The sequence below is a fragment of the Agrobacterium vacciniicorymbosi genome (genome assembly GCF_040427045.1).
Lineage (GTDB): Bacteria > Pseudomonadota > Alphaproteobacteria > Rhizobiales > Rhizobiaceae > Agrobacterium.
This window is the reverse complement of sequence record NZ_JBETMF010000010.1, coordinates 192,187-207,165: the sequence shown is the minus strand read 5'-3', so window position 1 is coordinate 207,165 and position 14,979 is coordinate 192,187. Positions and strand designations below refer to the sequence as shown.

17 protein-coding genes are annotated in these 14,979 nt (G+C 57.6%); 3 read left to right on the top strand and 14 right to left on the bottom strand.

Translation table 11 applies throughout. The features are described from left to right. Nucleotides 1–7: 7 nt before the first annotated feature. Together ABUK73_RS16940 and ABUK73_RS16935 are read right to left on the bottom strand one after the other, a co-directional pair. Nucleotides 8–868, bottom strand: a complete 861-nt coding sequence (locus ABUK73_RS16940) for a C40 family peptidase (RefSeq protein ID WP_353578290.1) — start codon at nucleotides 866–868, stop codon at nucleotides 8–10. 68 nt (nucleotides 869–936) lie between these two features. Then, entirely contained in the window at nucleotides 937–1,281 is a 345-nt protein-coding gene (locus tag ABUK73_RS16935) for a MarR family transcriptional regulator (protein ID WP_113086413.1), read from the bottom strand. An 18-nt stretch (nucleotides 1,282–1,299) separates the two neighbouring features. Between ABUK73_RS16935 and ABUK73_RS16930 the strand changes: the two genes are divergently transcribed. Next, nucleotides 1,300–1,560, top strand: coding sequence for a hypothetical protein (locus ABUK73_RS16930; protein ID WP_353578289.1), 261 nt, complete (start codon nucleotides 1,300–1,302; stop codon nucleotides 1,558–1,560). A gap of 62 nt (nucleotides 1,561–1,622) precedes the next feature. Here ABUK73_RS16930 and ABUK73_RS16925 read toward each other — a convergent pair whose 3' ends face one another. After that, entirely contained in the window at nucleotides 1,623–2,729 is a 1,107-nt protein-coding gene (locus ABUK73_RS16925) for a DUF475 domain-containing protein (protein WP_113086326.1), read from the bottom strand. 181 nt (nucleotides 2,730–2,910) lie between these two features. Continuing rightward, nucleotides 2,911–3,069, bottom strand: a complete 159-nt coding sequence (locus ABUK73_RS16920) for a hypothetical protein (RefSeq protein ID WP_353578288.1) — start codon at nucleotides 3,067–3,069, stop codon at nucleotides 2,911–2,913. A gap of 96 nt (nucleotides 3,070–3,165) precedes the next feature. On the opposite strand from ABUK73_RS16920, the gene kduD reads away from it, so the two are divergent. After that, nucleotides 3,166–3,924 (top strand): 2-dehydro-3-deoxy-D-gluconate 5-dehydrogenase KduD, encoded by a 759-nt coding sequence (kduD, locus tag ABUK73_RS16915; protein ID WP_353578287.1) that lies wholly within the window; start codon nucleotides 3,166–3,168, stop codon nucleotides 3,922–3,924. 9 nt (nucleotides 3,925–3,933) lie between these two features. Here the strand turns inward: kduD and ABUK73_RS16910 are convergent, their stop codons facing one another. From ABUK73_RS16910 to ABUK73_RS16900, 3 genes are all read right to left on the bottom strand, one after another. Continuing rightward, entirely contained in the window at nucleotides 3,934–4,863 is a 930-nt protein-coding gene (locus ABUK73_RS16910; RefSeq protein ID WP_353578286.1) for a DMT family transporter, read from the bottom strand. A gap of 159 nt (nucleotides 4,864–5,022) precedes the next feature. Continuing rightward, nucleotides 5,023–5,904, bottom strand: a complete 882-nt coding sequence (locus tag ABUK73_RS16905) for a LysR family transcriptional regulator (RefSeq protein ID WP_353578285.1) — start codon at nucleotides 5,902–5,904, stop codon at nucleotides 5,023–5,025. Beyond that, the gene (locus ABUK73_RS16900) at nucleotides 5,901–6,215 is read right to left on the bottom strand and encodes a putative quinol monooxygenase (protein ID WP_353578284.1); all 315 of its coding nucleotides are present in this window, start codon (nucleotides 6,213–6,215) and stop codon (nucleotides 5,901–5,903) included. The genes ABUK73_RS16905 and ABUK73_RS16900 overlap by 4 nt, the downstream gene beginning before the upstream one ends. Before the next feature lie 129 nt (nucleotides 6,216–6,344). Between ABUK73_RS16900 and ABUK73_RS16895 the strand changes: the two genes are divergently transcribed. After that, nucleotides 6,345–7,841: a CoA-acylating methylmalonate-semialdehyde dehydrogenase gene (locus ABUK73_RS16895; protein ID WP_353578283.1), complete on the top strand. Its 1,497-nt coding sequence runs from the start codon at nucleotides 6,345–6,347 to the stop codon at nucleotides 7,839–7,841. A 58-nt stretch (nucleotides 7,842–7,899) separates the two neighbouring features. Here the strand turns inward: ABUK73_RS16895 and upp are convergent, their stop codons facing one another. The 7 genes from upp to cyoB form a co-directional block, all read right to left on the bottom strand. Beyond that, the gene (gene upp, locus ABUK73_RS16890) at nucleotides 7,900–8,529 is read right to left on the bottom strand and encodes a uracil phosphoribosyltransferase (protein ID WP_077102204.1); all 630 of its coding nucleotides are present in this window, start codon (nucleotides 8,527–8,529) and stop codon (nucleotides 7,900–7,902) included. Between the two features lie 101 nt (nucleotides 8,530–8,630). Continuing rightward, the gene (locus tag ABUK73_RS16885) at nucleotides 8,631–9,620 is read right to left on the bottom strand and encodes an adenosine deaminase (protein WP_353578282.1); all 990 of its coding nucleotides are present in this window, start codon (nucleotides 9,618–9,620) and stop codon (nucleotides 8,631–8,633) included. Next, nucleotides 9,617–10,837 (bottom strand): phosphopentomutase, encoded by a 1,221-nt coding sequence (locus tag ABUK73_RS16880; RefSeq protein WP_353578281.1) that lies wholly within the window; start codon nucleotides 10,835–10,837, stop codon nucleotides 9,617–9,619. The genes ABUK73_RS16885 and ABUK73_RS16880 overlap by 4 nt, the downstream gene beginning before the upstream one ends. An 84-nt stretch (nucleotides 10,838–10,921) precedes the next feature. Then, nucleotides 10,922–11,713, bottom strand: coding sequence for an SURF1 family protein (locus ABUK73_RS16875; protein ID WP_353578280.1), 792 nt, complete (start codon nucleotides 11,711–11,713; stop codon nucleotides 10,922–10,924). Between the two features lie 123 nt (nucleotides 11,714–11,836). After that, complete coding sequence (gene cyoD, locus ABUK73_RS16870; protein WP_353578279.1) at nucleotides 11,837–12,253, bottom strand: cytochrome o ubiquinol oxidase subunit IV; 417 nt, start codon at nucleotides 12,251–12,253, stop codon at nucleotides 11,837–11,839. Further along, nucleotides 12,253–12,879: a cytochrome o ubiquinol oxidase subunit III gene (gene cyoC / locus ABUK73_RS16865; RefSeq protein WP_353578278.1), complete on the bottom strand. Its 627-nt coding sequence runs from the start codon at nucleotides 12,877–12,879 to the stop codon at nucleotides 12,253–12,255. The genes cyoD and cyoC overlap by 1 nt, the downstream gene beginning before the upstream one ends. Nucleotides 12,880–12,883: 4 nt before the next feature. Then, nucleotides 12,884–14,887, bottom strand: coding sequence for a cytochrome o ubiquinol oxidase subunit I (gene cyoB / locus ABUK73_RS16860; protein WP_353578277.1), 2,004 nt, complete (start codon nucleotides 14,885–14,887; stop codon nucleotides 12,884–12,886). Nucleotides 14,888–14,979 lie beyond the last annotated feature (92 nt).

Below are 14,979 nucleotides of genomic sequence, written 5' to 3'. Positions count from 1 at the left end.
TGAAAACTCAAGGGCGGCGGTAGGCTGTCGGCATCTCGTAGAGCCAGCCGATGCGCTTGATTGCCTCATCGAGATTTTCCCGTGAGACGTTCATCGTGTGGCCATTGGCATGGAGAAGCGTTTCTTCGTCTTCCATGATACCAACATGGCCCTTCCAGAACACCAGATCGCCACGGCGCAATTCTTCGCGGGTGATCTCGGTGCCGAGGGAGCGGACCTGCATATCCGTATCCCGCAAAACCGACCTGCCCGCCATCGCCATGGAAAGCTGGACCAGACCGGAGCAATCGATGCCGAAACCAGACCGGCCGCCCCAGAGATAGGGCGTTTCCAGAAAGCGAAGGGCGATGGAAACATAGTCTTCCGCAGACTTCTGCTCCACGCTGAGGCAATGGGCGGCGATAACGCCCTCGCCGTTTTCGGTCATCAGATACCGTGTGCCGCGCGTCTCAGCTTCACCGACAAAACGCATCCGGCTGCCCATGGACAGCGCCGCAACCGGCGGCTTTCTCAGTTCGGCGGCAGGATAGAGAAAGGTGCGGGGTGCAATGATGCGGTGGGTGGGTGCTACGGTCTCACCGAATGCCGTCTCGGGCAGATATCCGGCATAGCCATCCGCATCCGCCTGCACCCAGGCCCAGCCACTGGCCTTTTCAAACACCCTGATCGTTTCGCCCAGTAGCAACTCCGTATCAATCCCGGCGGTCAAATCCGGCTTTGGACGCAGTCCGATGACCGGCACCGTGACCTGTGCCGCTGTTCCCTTGACGAAACGTTCGGCTTCGACCTTGCCCTTGAGTGTCTCATCGGCGAGATCGGCGCGAAAAATGTTGAGGCGGCGGTCGAGTGTGGTGTCCGTGGTTGTCATATTGCTTCGTCCTGCTCGCCTTCATTTCTTCATTCGATGACCGGCATACACCTTTTTGAGGCGGGAGGCTAAGCCCTGCGGGCGTGCTCGATGATCAGATCGCCGAATTTTTCCAGATAAAGCGCACCGGCCACCGTGCGTTTGATGATGACATTGCGGCGGTCACGCTCATCGCGCTCCCGGTCCACCAGCCCCAGCGTGCCCATGCTATCAAGCGCCCGTGTGATGACGGGTTTGGTGACACCCAGCACGGAGGCTAGTCCTCTAACGGTATGCGGTGGCGGCACAAGATAGATGTGGAGCAGAATTGCCATCTGCCGGGCCGTCAGATCCGGCGCATCTTCCTCGACCTGCGCCAGCACCACGCGGTGCCAGAGGTTCAGCGCCTGGCTTGGCGACAGTTCGACAGACACGTTCCCGGCTCCGTTCGTTTGCAATCCATAAAGGTCATCCGGGTGATTTTGGCGCAAATCAATGAACAAAACAAAACCGCCGCCCATGATGTCTGCACCTTGGTGCGCATCGATGTGGCGGCGGTTCTTGCGCTCGTTTTCGAGCTTTGCGTCCCCTCTGGACTTGAAGAGACACATGCATCAAGCGTGCCAGTTGCGAATTCCAGCGGAAAAGCCCGCAAACCCGCCTCAGGCAAACAAAAAGCTCCGACGGGGTTGCCGCCGGAGCTTATATTTTAAGCGATATTGTAGCATCGCACAATTCCGCGCCGTTCACTTAGAGATGAACAACCTGAAAAGCTTTAAATCTCAGCGCCCTGCGCGCCTTCGACTTCCCGTGCCTTCTCCTGCCTGTTGTAGCGAATGGAGGACCACAGCGAGATGCCGATGAGCGTCGCGCCGCCCAGACCGGTAATGACTTCCGGAATGTGGACAAGGCTCTGGACATACATGATGACCGAAAGGATGAGGATGGCATAGAACGCGCCATGCTCAAGATAGCGGTATTCCGCCAGCGTTCCCTTTTCGACCAGCATGATGGTCATCGAACGCACATACATGGCACCGATGCCAAGGCCGATGGCGATGATGAAGAGGTTGGATGTCAGCGCGAAGGCACCGATAACGCCATCGAAGGAGAAGCTGGCATCCAGCACTTCGAGGTAAAGGAACGCGCCGAAGCCGCCCTTTGCCGCACCTTCCAGCACCTGCTGGCTGCGGTCCAGAATACCGCCCAGAACTTCGACCAGAAGGAAGGTCAGAAGGCCCCAGATTGCCGAACTGAAGAAGAGAGTGGCTGCTTCAGGACCCAGCGCCGGATCAGCGCTATTGGCGATGATGCGCGAAAAGACCAGCATGACGATCAGCACGAAAGCGATCTCGATGCCCTTGATCGACGAATAGGTCGCGATCTTCTCTTCGAACCAGCGAACCCAGTGCACGTCCTTCTCATGATCGAAGAAGAAGCTGAGACCGACCATCATCAGGAAGGTACCACCAAAGGCCGCAATCGGCAGATGCGCGTCCTTCATGATCTGCGCATAACGCTCTGGTTCCGTCGCCGCCATGACCATGGCCGTCCATGGGCCGACATTGGCCGCGATGACGACGATGAGCAATGGGAAGACGATACGCATGCCGAAAACGGCGATGAGAATGCCCCAGGTCAAAAAGCGATGCTGCCATTCCGGCGTCATGTCTTTCAGCTTGTTGGCATTGACGATGGCATTATCGAAGGACAGCGAGATTTCCAGAACCGCGAGAACCGCGCAGATGAAGAAGATCGTCGCGGTGCCGCTGATGGTGCCCGTCATTTCCCAGCCGAGCCAGCCGCCCAGCAGCAGGCCGACGACGGTGACGATGAAGGCCCATTTGAAATAGGTGAGTGAGGATTTTGTTGTCGGTGTCATCACAGGGCTCCCGCGCGGGTTGGGCGAACGGGAAAACGTGGAGCAGGCATGGCGCAAAGTGCACGCATGGAATGCATGGTCAGATTTTTCATGGGTTTAAATCCGCCGGCGTCATAAGCAGGCGGTACCGACATCGCGAGAGCGCCGTAAAACTCTCGCCAGAGGGGCCCGGCACCAAAGTTCAATCTCCAAGCCCGATGTCAGGGGCTGGAATGCCTTTGTAGTCTCGCAACTTTGTGATTTCGTCAAGATCAAAGTTGTTTTTTCGGCGTAATCCCGGCGTTTCAGCGCCTTTCCCGTTCGATTTGCAAACAAAAGTTGCGAGGCGCAGTGTTGTCATATCATTTTCAAAAGAGATACTATTTGTTTCTTGCCCCTGCAATCCGCTTGCGATAGATACGGAAGCACAAGAGTTTCCGACGCATGGAGAAGCGCGATGACGATTTCCTTCGACCTGACCGGCAAGACAGCGATTGTCACGGGTGCCAATACCGGCCTTGGACAGGGCATCGCCACAGCGCTGGCGGGTGCGGGTGCAACGGTCGCGCTGGTCGGGCGGTCTTCCATGACAGAGACGGAGGAGGCAATTGCGGCCATTGGCGGCAAGAGCCACAGCATCAAGGCCGATCTCTCCTCAATTGCGCCCGTGGCAGAGGTCATCAGCGAGACAGTGCGCCTTGCTGGCAGCGCCGATATTCTCGTCAACAATGCAGGCATCATCAAGCGCGCCGATTCGCTGGATTTCACCGAAGCCGATTGGGATGCGGTGATGGATGTGAACCTGAAGACGGTCTTCTTTCTCAGCCAGGCCTTTGCCCGTCATCTCGTTGCGGAAAACAAGCCGGGCAAGATCATCAACATCGCCTCGCTTCTGTCGTTTCAGGGCGGCATCCGCATTCCGTCCTACACCGCATCCAAAAGTGGCCTTGCCGGTCTGACCCGGCTCCTGGCCTGCGAATGGGCTGCCAAGGGCATCAACGTCAACGCCATCGCGCCCGGCTATTTCGACACCAACAATACGGAAGCCCTACGCAACGACCCGGACCGCAACGCGGCGATCCTGGCGCGTATTCCCGCTGGCCATTGGGGCAAGCCGGAAGAGCTTGGCGGAGCAGCCGTGTTCCTTGCGTCCAGCGCTGCCGATTATATTCACGGCACAGTACTACCGGTCGATGGCGGCTGGCTGGCGCGTTGATCCGAACGCTTAGACGAGATCATCCAGCGGCGGATTGGCAGATTTCGCCTGCCTGCGCTTGAGCGTATTTTCCCGAAAGAAGATATAGAGGCCCGCCAACACGATGAGGCCAGCACCGATGACGATGCTGGACTGCGGCACATCGCCGAAGATCAGCCATCCGAATACCACGGCCCAGAGCAGCAGCGTATATTGCAACGGCGCCACCGTTGCGGCATCGGCCAGCTTCAGCGCGCGGTTGACCAGCACATGCGCCGTCATGGCGACAATGCCCAGCAACGCCAGCAGTGACAGGTCGAAGCTGGATTGCAGCGGCACCCAGCCCGAAGGGGTAACGGCAATGGCGACGATACCGGCAAGCGCTGCCCCGACGATCTGCCAGAAGGCCAGAACCGTATCGGGCGTGTTCCGCAGCTGACGCCCGGACAGCATCATGAAAGCAAAAGCCGCACTGCCGAGAATGGAAAACAGCGCCGCTGACGTCAGCGATGCCGAGCTGGGTTTCAGCGCGATCAATACGCCGACAAAACCAATGGCAATCGCGGTCCAGCGCCGCCAGCCGACCTTTTCACCCAGCAGAAACGGCGACAGCGCCGCGACATAGATGGGGGCCGCCAGCCAGTAGGTCATGACATCCGCCAAGGGCAGCGCCTTGACCGCGAAATAGAAACAGAAAAGCTCTGAGGTGGAGAAAAACACGCGGGCTGCCTGCAAGCCCGGACGCTCGACACGCACGACGTTGCTCAAGCCCGCGCTCCACAGAATGGGCGTCAGCACGATAATGGCCGCAACGCTGCGCACCAGAACCACTTGCCCAAGGCTGTAGGTCGACACCAGCCATTTGCCCATGGCGTCGTTCAACGCAAAGAGAAGCATGCCGAGCAGCATGACAGCCACCCCGAGACCCGTGGGTGAAAGCTGGCGAATGAAATTGGGCATTTTGTTTTTGAACTCCCTAGAAGCCCATGACTCCGCGAGGTCCTTTTCCGAGTCAAGCCCAAGGACGCCTTGATCTGTATATGCGCGATGCCTAACCCGCAAAGATTCCGTCAGAAATTTCTGAACCCATCAAAGATCGTATGCTGTCCAGTTTCAGCACTATAGAAACATCTGCCGTTCGCTGGACACGATATCCTGAAGAAACTGCGCCACGGTTCTGACGCGTGCCAGTTGGCGGGCGTTTTCGTGAAAGGCTGTCCAGTAGGATCGGCGAATGGAAACCTCAGGCAATAGCCGCACGAGCTCGGCATGGCTGCGAGCGATATAATCATGCAGAATGCCGATGCCTGCACCGGAGCGCACGGCCTCCGTCTGGCCGATGGCGCTGGATATTTCGAAACTCGCATCCCAGTCGCGCAGAATTTCGCCGGTGTAGTTCAGCGATGGCGAGAAGATCAGATCTTCGACATAACCGATCCGGCGATGAAGTTTCAGCGCCTCGACGGTCTCGGGCACGCCGCTTTCCTTCAGGTAGGATTTGGAGGCGTAGAGGCCGAGCGAATAATCGGTGAGTTTGGAGAAAACCAGCCTGCCCTGCTCCGGCCTTTCAATCGTAATGGCAATATCTGCTTCGCGCTGCGACAGCGAAAAAGAGCGTGGTACCGGAACGAGCTCGATCTTGAGTTCCGGGTGTAGCGACGTCAATGCGCCAAGGCGTGACGCCAGAAACGAAACGCCAAAACCGTCGGGGGCACCGATCCTAACGGTTCCGCTAATCGCGGCATCGCTGCGTCCGAGACTCGCCTGAACCGAAAGCATTTCGGCTTCCATATGCTCGGCAGATATCAGAAAGCGGCCACCATCTTCCGTCAACTCACAGCCGTTGGTACGGCGGGTGAAAAGCCGGGTCTTGAGCGCTTCTTCAAGGGAGGTCAGCCGTCGCGACAATGTGGCATGGTTCAAGCCGAGACGTTTTGATGCCGCAAGGATTTGGCCCGTGCGTGCAACAGCAAGGAAGATACGAACGTCATCCCAGTTCATGGCTTGCTACGCAAAATCACGGGTTCAACGTCGATCAGCGTGAGCGAAGTCACCATTGCCGCCGTGGCTGCCTTGTATTTGAGAAAATGCGGCGTCTGTAAATGGGACTCATATGCCGCGGAGTTGGCGTAAATCTCAAGGATACGAATTTTCTCCGGACAATCCTTTATCGCCACCGCATTCAACGAGATCACGCCCGCTTCCATAGTGACCGAAGCCTCGATCTCTTCGGCCAGCAAATGGCGGTAGGCATCCAGATGAACCGGATCGATTTCGATGTCTGCCATTCTGACGACAAGGTCTTGATCCATCGATTTTCTCACTGTTTGGCCGTCCAGTTTTGGACTTCAATTTACGCACAACCGCTTCTTATATCAGCTCATTGATTTGTATAAATTGAAGTGCGATGGTTCGCTATGAAAAAATCAGGAGGAACATTCATGAAGCAAATCGGTCATTTCATCGACGGCAAGCACGTTGCGGGCACTAGCGGTCGCACATCCAATGTCTACAATCCGGCAACCGGCGAAGTGCAGGCGACGCTTTCCCTGGCCAGCGATGCGGAAATTCTGGCCGCCGTCGAGAGCGCCAAGGCAGCGCAGCCGAAATGGGCCGCGACCAACCCGCAGCGCCGCGCCCGCGTTTTCTTCAAGTTCGTTGATTTGCTGAACCAGAATATGGATGAGCTGGCGGTTCTTCTCTCCAGCGAGCACGGCAAGACGGTGGAAGATTCCAAGGGCGATATCATTCGCGGTCTTGAAGTCTGTGAATTCGTCTGCGGCATTCCGCATCTGGCCAAGGGTGAGTTTACCGAAGGCGCTGGCCCGGCCATCGACATGTATTCCATTCGCCAGCCTGTCGGCATTGGCGCCGGTATCACGCCGTTCAACTTCCCCGGCATGATCCCCATGTGGATGTTTGCCCCGGCCATTGCCTGCGGCAATGCCTTCATCCTCAAGCCGTCCGAGCGCGATCCATCGCTACCGATCCGTCTGGCCGAACTGATGATCGAAGCCGGTCTGCCGGCGGGTATCCTCAACGTCATCAATGGTGACAAGAGCGCAGTTGACGGCATTCTGACCAACCCGGACATCGGTGCGATCTCGTTTGTCGGCTCTACACCCATCGCACGCTATGTTTACGCAACAGCCGCCGCAAACGGCAAGCGCGCGCAGTGCTTCGGCGGCGCCAAGAACCACATGATCATCATGCCGGATGCCGATCTCGACCAAGCCGTCAGCGCCTTGATGGGTGCGGGTTATGGGTCGGCTGGCGAACGCTGCATGGCCGTTTCGGTTGCCGTTCCCGTGGGTGAAGAGACGGCAAACCGCCTGATCGAAAAGCTCATTCCGCAGATCGAAGCGCTGAAGATCGGCCCCTACACTGATGACAAGGCCGATATGGGCCCGCTGGTCACCAAGGAAGCCCAGACCCGCGTTACGGGACTGATCGACAGCGGTGTGGAACAGGGCGCGAAGCTTCTGGTCGATGGCCGCAATTTCAAGCTTCAGGGTTATGAAGACGGTTATTTCGTCGGCGGCTGCCTGTTCGACCATGTCACGACCGATATGGACATCTACAAACAGGAAATCTTCGGACCGGTTCTGTCCGTCGTGCGCGCCAAGAACTATGAGGATGCGCTAGAACTGCCGATGAAACATGAATATGGTAATGGCGTTGCGATCTTCACCCGCGATGGCGATGCCGCCCGTGATTTCGCCAGCCGCATCAATATCGGCATGATCGGCATCAACGTTCCGATCCCGGTTCCGCTGGCCTACCACTCCTTCGGCGGCTGGAAGGCTTCGAGCTTCGGTGATCTCAACCAGCATGGCACGGATTCGATCAAGTTCTGGACGAAGACCAAGACGGTCACGGCTCGCTGGCCATCCGGCATCAAGAGCGGTGCGGAATTCGTCATGCCGACGATGAAGTAAGAGAGATTATCTCAATGATCATGCGCCCTCATCGCTGAGGGCGCATTTTTTATGCGTGTTACTTGGTGCCGTACATGCGGTCGCCCGCGTCGCCCAGACCGGGCATGATGTAGCCCTGTTCGTTCAGGTGGCTGTCGATAGAGGCGGTGAAGATCGGCACATCAGGATGCGCTTCGCGGAAATTCTTGATGCCCTCGGGTGCGGCCAGCAGGCAGAGGAAGCGCATGTTCTTTGCGCCCCGTTCCTTCAACTTGTCGACGGCAGCGATGGAGGAGTTGCCGGTGGCCAGCATCGGATCGACCACGATGATCAGGCGCGCATCGAGATTGTCGGGTGCCTTGAAGAAATATTCGACGGCCTCAAGCGTGTCGTGATCGCGGTAGACGCCGATATGCGAGACGCGGGCGGAGGGCACAAGTTCTAGCATGCCTTCCAGCAGGCCGTTGCCAGCACGCAGGATGGAGGCGAACACCAGCTTCTTGCCTTCCAGAACCGGCGCGTCGATGGTCTGCATCGGCGTTTCGATGGTTTCCATCGTCATTTCCAGATCGCGCGTGACCTCGTAACACAGCAGCGTCGAGATTTCACGCAGCAGACGGCGGAAACCGGCGGTCGAGGTTTCCTTCTTGCGCATGATGGTGAGTTTGTGCTGCACGAGGGGATGAGCGATAACGGTGACGCCGTCCATGAAGCTGGCCTTTTCTTTTATCTATGATGTCTCTGTATTTCACCGAATGAGCGGCTTTCGCAAGACCGGAAGCACATTTTGCACCTCCGTCTCCTTCGGTTTTATGCCACTTCAGAATGCGCATCCAGCTTGGCAAGCAGCTTTGCCCGTGTGTCCTCATCCACAAACGCGGCCTCCAGCGAAACACGGGTCATGGCATTGATCTCCGCATCGCTAAACCCGAAGGCATGATGGGCGATCTCGTATTCCTGCGCCAGTGAGGTGTGGAAGAAGGGTGGATCATCCGAGCTGATGCAGACGCGCACGCCCGCGTCACGAAGACGTTTCAGGGGGTGGCTTTCGAAATCCGGGTAGACGTTGAGCGCAATGTTGGAGCCGGGGCAGACTTCCAGCACCGTGCCGAGTTCCACCAGCCGCGCGACCAATGCATCGTCTTCGATGGATCGCACGCCGTGACCGATCCGCTGTGGCTTGACGAGATCGAGCGCGTCCGCAACGCTGAACGCGCCACAGACTTCGCCCGCATGAATGGTCAGTCCCAGCCCGGCGTCGCGGGCAATATCGAAAGCGCGGGCATAATCGGCCACGCGGCCCATGCGCTCTTCACCTGCCATGTTGAAGCCCGTGATCAGCGGGTGTTTGACGCGTGCTGCATATTCCGCAGCGGCAATCACGCTTTCGGGGCCGAAATGACGCTCGCCGGTAACGATGATGCGCGCTTCGATGCCGGTCTTCTCCTTGGCCGCCGCAATGCCTGCAGCAATGCCAGAGAGATAGGTATCTGCGCCCAAGCCGATACGGTCACCGTGATCGGGCGAAATGATGAGTTCGCTGTAGATGGTGCTTTCGCCAGCCAGTTCGGTCAGATATGTCTCGGCCAGAAGCGCGTAATCTTCCTCGGTCTTGAAGACCTGCGCCACAGCATCATAACAACGAATGAACTCGGCAAAATCCGTCCAGATGTAAGCGCCATCACGCAGGAAGCTGCTGCTGTCTATGCCGTATTTCAGGGCCTGCTGTGCCACCAATGCAGGCGGGGCGGCACCTTCCAGATGGCAGTGGATTTCTGCTTTCAACAAATGCGACGTCAAATGAAACTCCTGCCGTGGCTGCCGATTGGTATGCTGAGATGGGAAGCGATGCTCTCGCCGATATCGGCATAGGATGAGCGAATGCCGATATTGCGTTCACGAATACCGGGGCCGAAGGCCATGATCGGCACGCGCTCGCGGGTGTGGTCCGTGCCGCGCCATGTCGGGTCGCAACCATGGTCGGCGGTCAGAATGGCGATATCGCCCGGCTGCATCTTGCGGTGAATTTCCGGCAGGCGGGCATCAAAGGCTTCGAGTGCTGCGGCATAACCGGCCACATCACGGCGATGGCCGTAAATCATGTCGAAATCGACAAAATTGGTGAAGACGAGATCGCCGTTTTCTGCCTCTTCCATCGCCTGCAATGTCGCGTCCATCAGCGCGTCATTGCCATTGGCCTTGATGACACGGGAAATGCCCTGATGCGCATAGATATCGCCGATCTTGCCGATGGCCAGCACCTTACGGTCCATCTCCACCAGACGATCAAGCAAAGTCGGCTCTGGCGGCAAAACGGAAAAATCGCGACGATTGCCGGTTCTCTCGAATGTGGCGACGGTTTCGCCGATGAAGGGCCGTGCGATGACACGACCGATGTTGAGCGGATCGACCAGCTTGCGCACCGTCTGGCAAAAGGCGATCAGCCGCTCCAGTCCGAAATGCGTCTCATGCGCCGCGATCTGGAACACCGAATCCGAGGACGTATAGCAGATGGGTTTGCCGGTGCGGATGTGCTCCGCACCGAAGCGGGCAATTATCTCGGTGCCGGATGCGTGGCAATTGCCGAGAATGCCGGGCACCTCGCCCTGCTCGCAAATGGCTTCGACCAGTTCAGGAGAGAAAGCATCGCCCTCGGTCGGGAAATAGCCCCAATCGAACCGGACCGGCGTGCCAGCAATTTCCCAATGGCCTGAAGGTGTGTCCTTGCCCTTCGACACCTCATTGGCGCAGCCGTGGATGCCATAGATGCGTTCCGGTGGCTCCATGCCCGCTGGCGCCACGCCGCTGGAAAGCTTGGCGATGTTCAAAAGGCCAAGCGCCGACATGTTCGGCAGTTTCAGCGGGCCGGAGCGTAGCCCCAAGCGATCCGCAGCACCGGCAGCGCAGAATTCGGCAATATGGCCAAGCGTGTTGGAGCCGAGATCGCCATATTGCTCGGCATCCGGCGCGCCACCGACACCGAAGGAATCCAGAACGAGAAGAAAGGCCCGTGCCATGCGTCACCCAAAAAGCGCGGCGCAGAGGCCGCGATAACAAACGAGTGATATAATCACCGTGAGAGAAAAGGTGAAACGCTTTCTTTAAGCACTCTCTTGAACGCCTGTGGGGTCGTCCTTGCTGGCTGCCTTCGGCGCATTGAGGTTGCGCGTGACATACCAGCCCGCAGCCACCACCATGCCCGCCAGAATGTACCATGTAACGGCATAGGACAGGTGATTGTTGGGGAAGGTCAGCATGGTCTTGCCGCCGATGGGGAGGCCGCCCGGATTGGGCGTTGCGTCTGCATCCACGTAGAAGGGCGCGGCATTCGCGATCTGCTTGGTTTCGGCGATCTGGGCAATATTGCGCGAATACCAGCGATTATTTTGCGGATCGTTGGTGCGCAGGAAAAGCCCGCCGGTCTCCGGTGCACGCATCAGGCCCACGACATCGATACGCCCTTCGACCTCACCTTGCGGACGTGTGGAAGGCTCGCGCTTGTCGGTGGGGACGAAGCCGCGATTGACGACGACGGAGGAGCCGTCATCCCGTTGCAGCGGCGTCAGCACCCAGTAGCCTGGTCCGAGATCGGAGACGGTGTAAACCTGAACCTCATCCTGATGGCGAAAGGTGCCGGACAGGTGGACGCGGCGATATTCGTATTGCGATGGCTCGGTCAGCTTGGGCCAATCGCTGGCGACTGGCGCTTCCACGGGAGCGGCGTGGGCGCGCTCTTCGACATTGGCAATCAGTTCGCGCTTCCATGCCAGACGGTTCACCTGCCATGTGCCGAGCGCCAGCAGACAGCCGGTCAGGACAATGGTCATGAAAATGACGACGATGGCCGCAGGGCGGATGCCCTTGCGTGGCTTGGTTTCATTTTGAATGGTCATCAGAGCTTTCCCGCTCAACAGAAAACCCCATGAATCCGCTCTCCGATTCATGGGGTTTTGTGTCTCTCGGAGAGGAGCGGCCCGCTTATTGCGCGGGCAGCTATATCGTTGCAACGACGCCGGTTACGGCATGTTGCGCATCTGCTCCATGGTCATGGTCGGCATCATGTTCTTGTTCATGTTGTACATGACCCAGAGCGAACCGACGAGCGTGATCATGACCACGACCAGCGTGAACAGCAGCGACATGAAGGTCCAGCCGCCCTGCGACTTGGTGTTCATGTGCAGGAAGTAGATCATGTGCACGAAAACCTGGATCACACCGAAGATCATGATGACGATGACGGTGGTGGTGCGGTTGTCGATGACATCGCCCATGACCAGCCAGAACGGAATAGCCGTCAGGATGACCGAGAGGATGAAGCCGATCATGTAGCTCTTGAAGGAGCCGTGATCTTCGCCGCTATCGTGGTGGTGATCGTGACCATGGTCATGTGCATGAGCGTGATCGTGGCTATGGTCGTGTGTGTTTGCACTCATCACAGAACTCCAACCAGATAGACAAAGGAAAAGACGCCGATCCAGATCACGTCGAGGAAGTGCCAGAACATGGAGAGGCACGTCAGGCGGCGCATGTTTTCAGCATGCAGGCCGAACTTCTTGACCTGCACCATGAGCGTCACCAGCCAGATCACGCCGAAGGTGACGTGCAGACCGTGGGTGCCGACCAGCGCAAAGAAGGCCGAGAGGAAGGCCGAACGCTGCGGTGTCGCGCCTTCTTCGATCAGGTGATGGAATTCGTATAGTTCCAGCCCGAGGAAGGCGAGGCCGAACAGGCCGGTGATGGCGAGCCAGACCAGCGTCGTGTTCACGTTCTTCTTGGCAGCCTCCAGCATGGCAAAGCCATAGGTGATGGAGGAGAACAGCAGGAAGGCGGTGTTGATCGCCACCAGCTTCAGATCGAACAGATCCGCGCCGGAAGGACCGGCCGCATAGCTGCGGCCGACGACGGCATAGGTTGCAAAGAGCGTTGCGAAGATAAGGCAGTCGCTCATCAGATACAGCCAGAAACCGATGGATGTACCGTTTTCCGGGTGGTGGTCTTCCTTCAGGTAGAAGACCGGCTTTTCTGCGCCGTTGGCGCTCTGGGCAGGTGCTTGAGACATTCTTTTACGCCTGATTTGCCAGCAGCTTCGTACGTTCTGCTTCGACTTCCGTCACATCCGAAACCGGGATGTAATAGTCGCGATTGTAGTTGAAGGTGTGGGCGATGGAGACCGCGATGATCGCAACCATCGAGACGATTGCCAGCCACCAGATGTGCCACACCAGTGCAAAGCCAAGGACGACGCTGATCGCACTGATGATGACGCCCGTGCCGGTATTCTTCGGCATGTGGATGGGGATGAAACCATCGACCGGACGTTCTGCATTGTGCTTCTTCATATGCGCCCAGGCATCGATTTCATGCACGACCGGCGTGAAAGCGAAGTTGTAGGCAGGCGGCGGAGAAGAGGTGGACCATTCCAGTGTACGACCGCCATAGGGATCGCCGGTGACATCGCGCAGCTCTTCGCGTCGCAGGAAGCTGACGACGAGCTGGATGATGAAGGAGGCAATGCCGAGTGCGATGAGGAATGCACCGAAGGCCGCAACGATGAACCAGATTTGAAGCGAGGTGTCTTCGAACTGGCTGAGACGGCGGGTCACACCCATCAGGCCGAGAATATAGAGCGGCATGAAGGCGAAATAGAAGCCGATGAACCAGAACCAGAAGGACAGCTTGCCCCAGAACGGATCGAGACGATAGCCGAAGGCTTTCGGGAACCAGTAGGCGATACCGGCCAGAACACCGAAGACCACGCCACCGATGATCGTGTTGTGGAAGTGGGCGATCAGGAACAGCGAGTTGTGCAGCACGAAGTCAGCCGGAGGAACGGCGAGCAGAACGCCCGTCATACCGCCGATGACGAAGGTGATCATGAAGCCGATGGCCCACAGCATGGGGACGTCGAACTTGATGCGGCCCTTATACATGGTGAAGAGCCAGTTGAAGATCTTCGCACCCGTCGGGATCGAGATGATCATGGTCGTGATGCCGAAGAAGGCATTGACGCTGGCACCAGAGCCCATGGTGAAGAAGTGGTGCAGCCACACGACGTAAGCGAGAATGGTGATGACCACCGTCGCATAGACCATCGAAGCGTAACCGAAGAGGCGCTTGTTGGAGAAGGTCGATACGATTTCGGAGAAGATACCGAAAGCAGGCAGCACGAGAATGTAAACTTCAGGGTGACCCCAGATCCAGATGAGGTTGACATACATCATCGGGTTGCCGCCGAGATCGTTGGTGAAGAAGTTGGTACCAACGTAACGGTCAAGCGTAAGAAGCGCGAGTGTGCCGGTCAGGATCGGGAACGAGGCCACGATCAGGATGTTGGAACACAGCGACGTCCAGACGAAGATCGGCAGGCGCATCATGGTCATGCCAGGTGCGCGCATCTTGATGATGGTGACGATCAGGTTGATACCCGACAGCGTCGTTCCCACACCGGCGATCTGCAGACCCCAGATATAATAATCGACACCGACACTCGGACTTCCCTGAATGCCTGACAGCGGCGGATAGGCCAGCCAGCCGGTCTGGGCATATTCACCGATGAACAGCGAAATCATGGTGATAACGGCGCCAGCGGTGGTCATCCAGAAGGAGAAGTTGTTGAGGAACGGGAAGGACACGTCACGCGCGCCGATCTGCAGCGGAATGATGTAGTTCATCAGACCGGTGATCATCGGCATTGCCATGAAGAAGATCATGATCACGCCGTGGGCGGTGAAAATCTGGTCGTAATGGTGCGGGTTGAGATACCCTTCAGAACCGCCCGAGGAAATAGCCTGCTGGAGGCGCATCATGATGGCGTCGGCAAAGCCGCGCAGCAGCATGACGAGGGCCAGAATGATATACATGATACCGATCTTCTTGTGATCGATAGATGTAAACCATTCCTTCCAGAGATAACCCCAGAGCCTGAAGTAGGTGAGCGCGCCAAGCACGGCTGCGCCACCAAGGGCCACAACCGCGAAGGTCACGATCAGAATTGGCTCATGAATGGGGATGGATTCCCACGTCAGCTTCCCGAAAAGGAACGACGTTTGATCGGTATTGACGACCATTTTAGCCTCTTGCGATTTTTGGAGCGCCGTTCGTCCATTTGGACGAACAGAAACACCCCACGTAATTGAATCTACGTACCTGACGGACCGGC

Excerpts from the sequence above, each read along its gene's own strand:
- ABUK73_RS16900 (WP_353578284.1), bottom strand. The coding sequence starts at position 6,215 with ATGGATCAAGACCTTGTCGTCAGAATGGCAGACATCGAAATCGATCCG.
- cyoD (WP_353578279.1), bottom strand. The coding sequence starts at position 12,253 with ATGAGTGCAAACACACACGACCATAGCCACGATCACGCTCATGCACAT.
- ABUK73_RS16905 (WP_353578285.1), bottom strand. The coding sequence starts at position 5,904 with ATGAACTGGGATGACGTTCGTATCTTCCTTGCTGTTGCACGCACGGGC.
- ABUK73_RS16925 (WP_113086326.1), bottom strand. The coding sequence starts at position 2,729 with ATGACACCGACAACAAAATCCTCACTCACCTATTTCAAATGGGCCTTC.
- ABUK73_RS16880 (WP_353578281.1), bottom strand. The coding sequence starts at position 10,837 with ATGGCACGGGCCTTTCTTCTCGTTCTGGATTCCTTCGGTGTCGGTGGC.
- ABUK73_RS16875 (WP_353578280.1), bottom strand. The coding sequence starts at position 11,713 with ATGACCATTCAAAATGAAACCAAGCCACGCAAGGGCATCCGCCCTGCG.
- kduD (WP_353578287.1), top strand. The coding sequence starts at position 3,166 with ATGACGATTTCCTTCGACCTGACCGGCAAGACAGCGATTGTCACGGGT.
- ABUK73_RS16920 (WP_353578288.1), bottom strand. The coding sequence starts at position 3,069 with ATGACAACACTGCGCCTCGCAACTTTTGTTTGCAAATCGAACGGGAAA.
- cyoC (WP_353578278.1), bottom strand. The coding sequence starts at position 12,879 with ATGTCTCAAGCACCTGCCCAGAGCGCCAACGGCGCAGAAAAGCCGGTC.
- cyoB (WP_353578277.1), bottom strand. The coding sequence starts at position 14,887 with ATGGTCGTCAATACCGATCAAACGTCGTTCCTTTTCGGGAAGCTGACG.
- ABUK73_RS16910 (WP_353578286.1), bottom strand. The coding sequence starts at position 4,863 with ATGCCCAATTTCATTCGCCAGCTTTCACCCACGGGTCTCGGGGTGGCT.
- ABUK73_RS16895 (WP_353578283.1), top strand. The coding sequence starts at position 6,345 with ATGAAGCAAATCGGTCATTTCATCGACGGCAAGCACGTTGCGGGCACT.
- upp (WP_077102204.1), bottom strand. The coding sequence starts at position 8,529 with ATGGACGGCGTCACCGTTATCGCTCATCCCCTCGTGCAGCACAAACTC.
- ABUK73_RS16940 (WP_353578290.1), bottom strand. The coding sequence starts at position 868 with ATGACAACCACGGACACCACACTCGACCGCCGCCTCAACATTTTTCGC.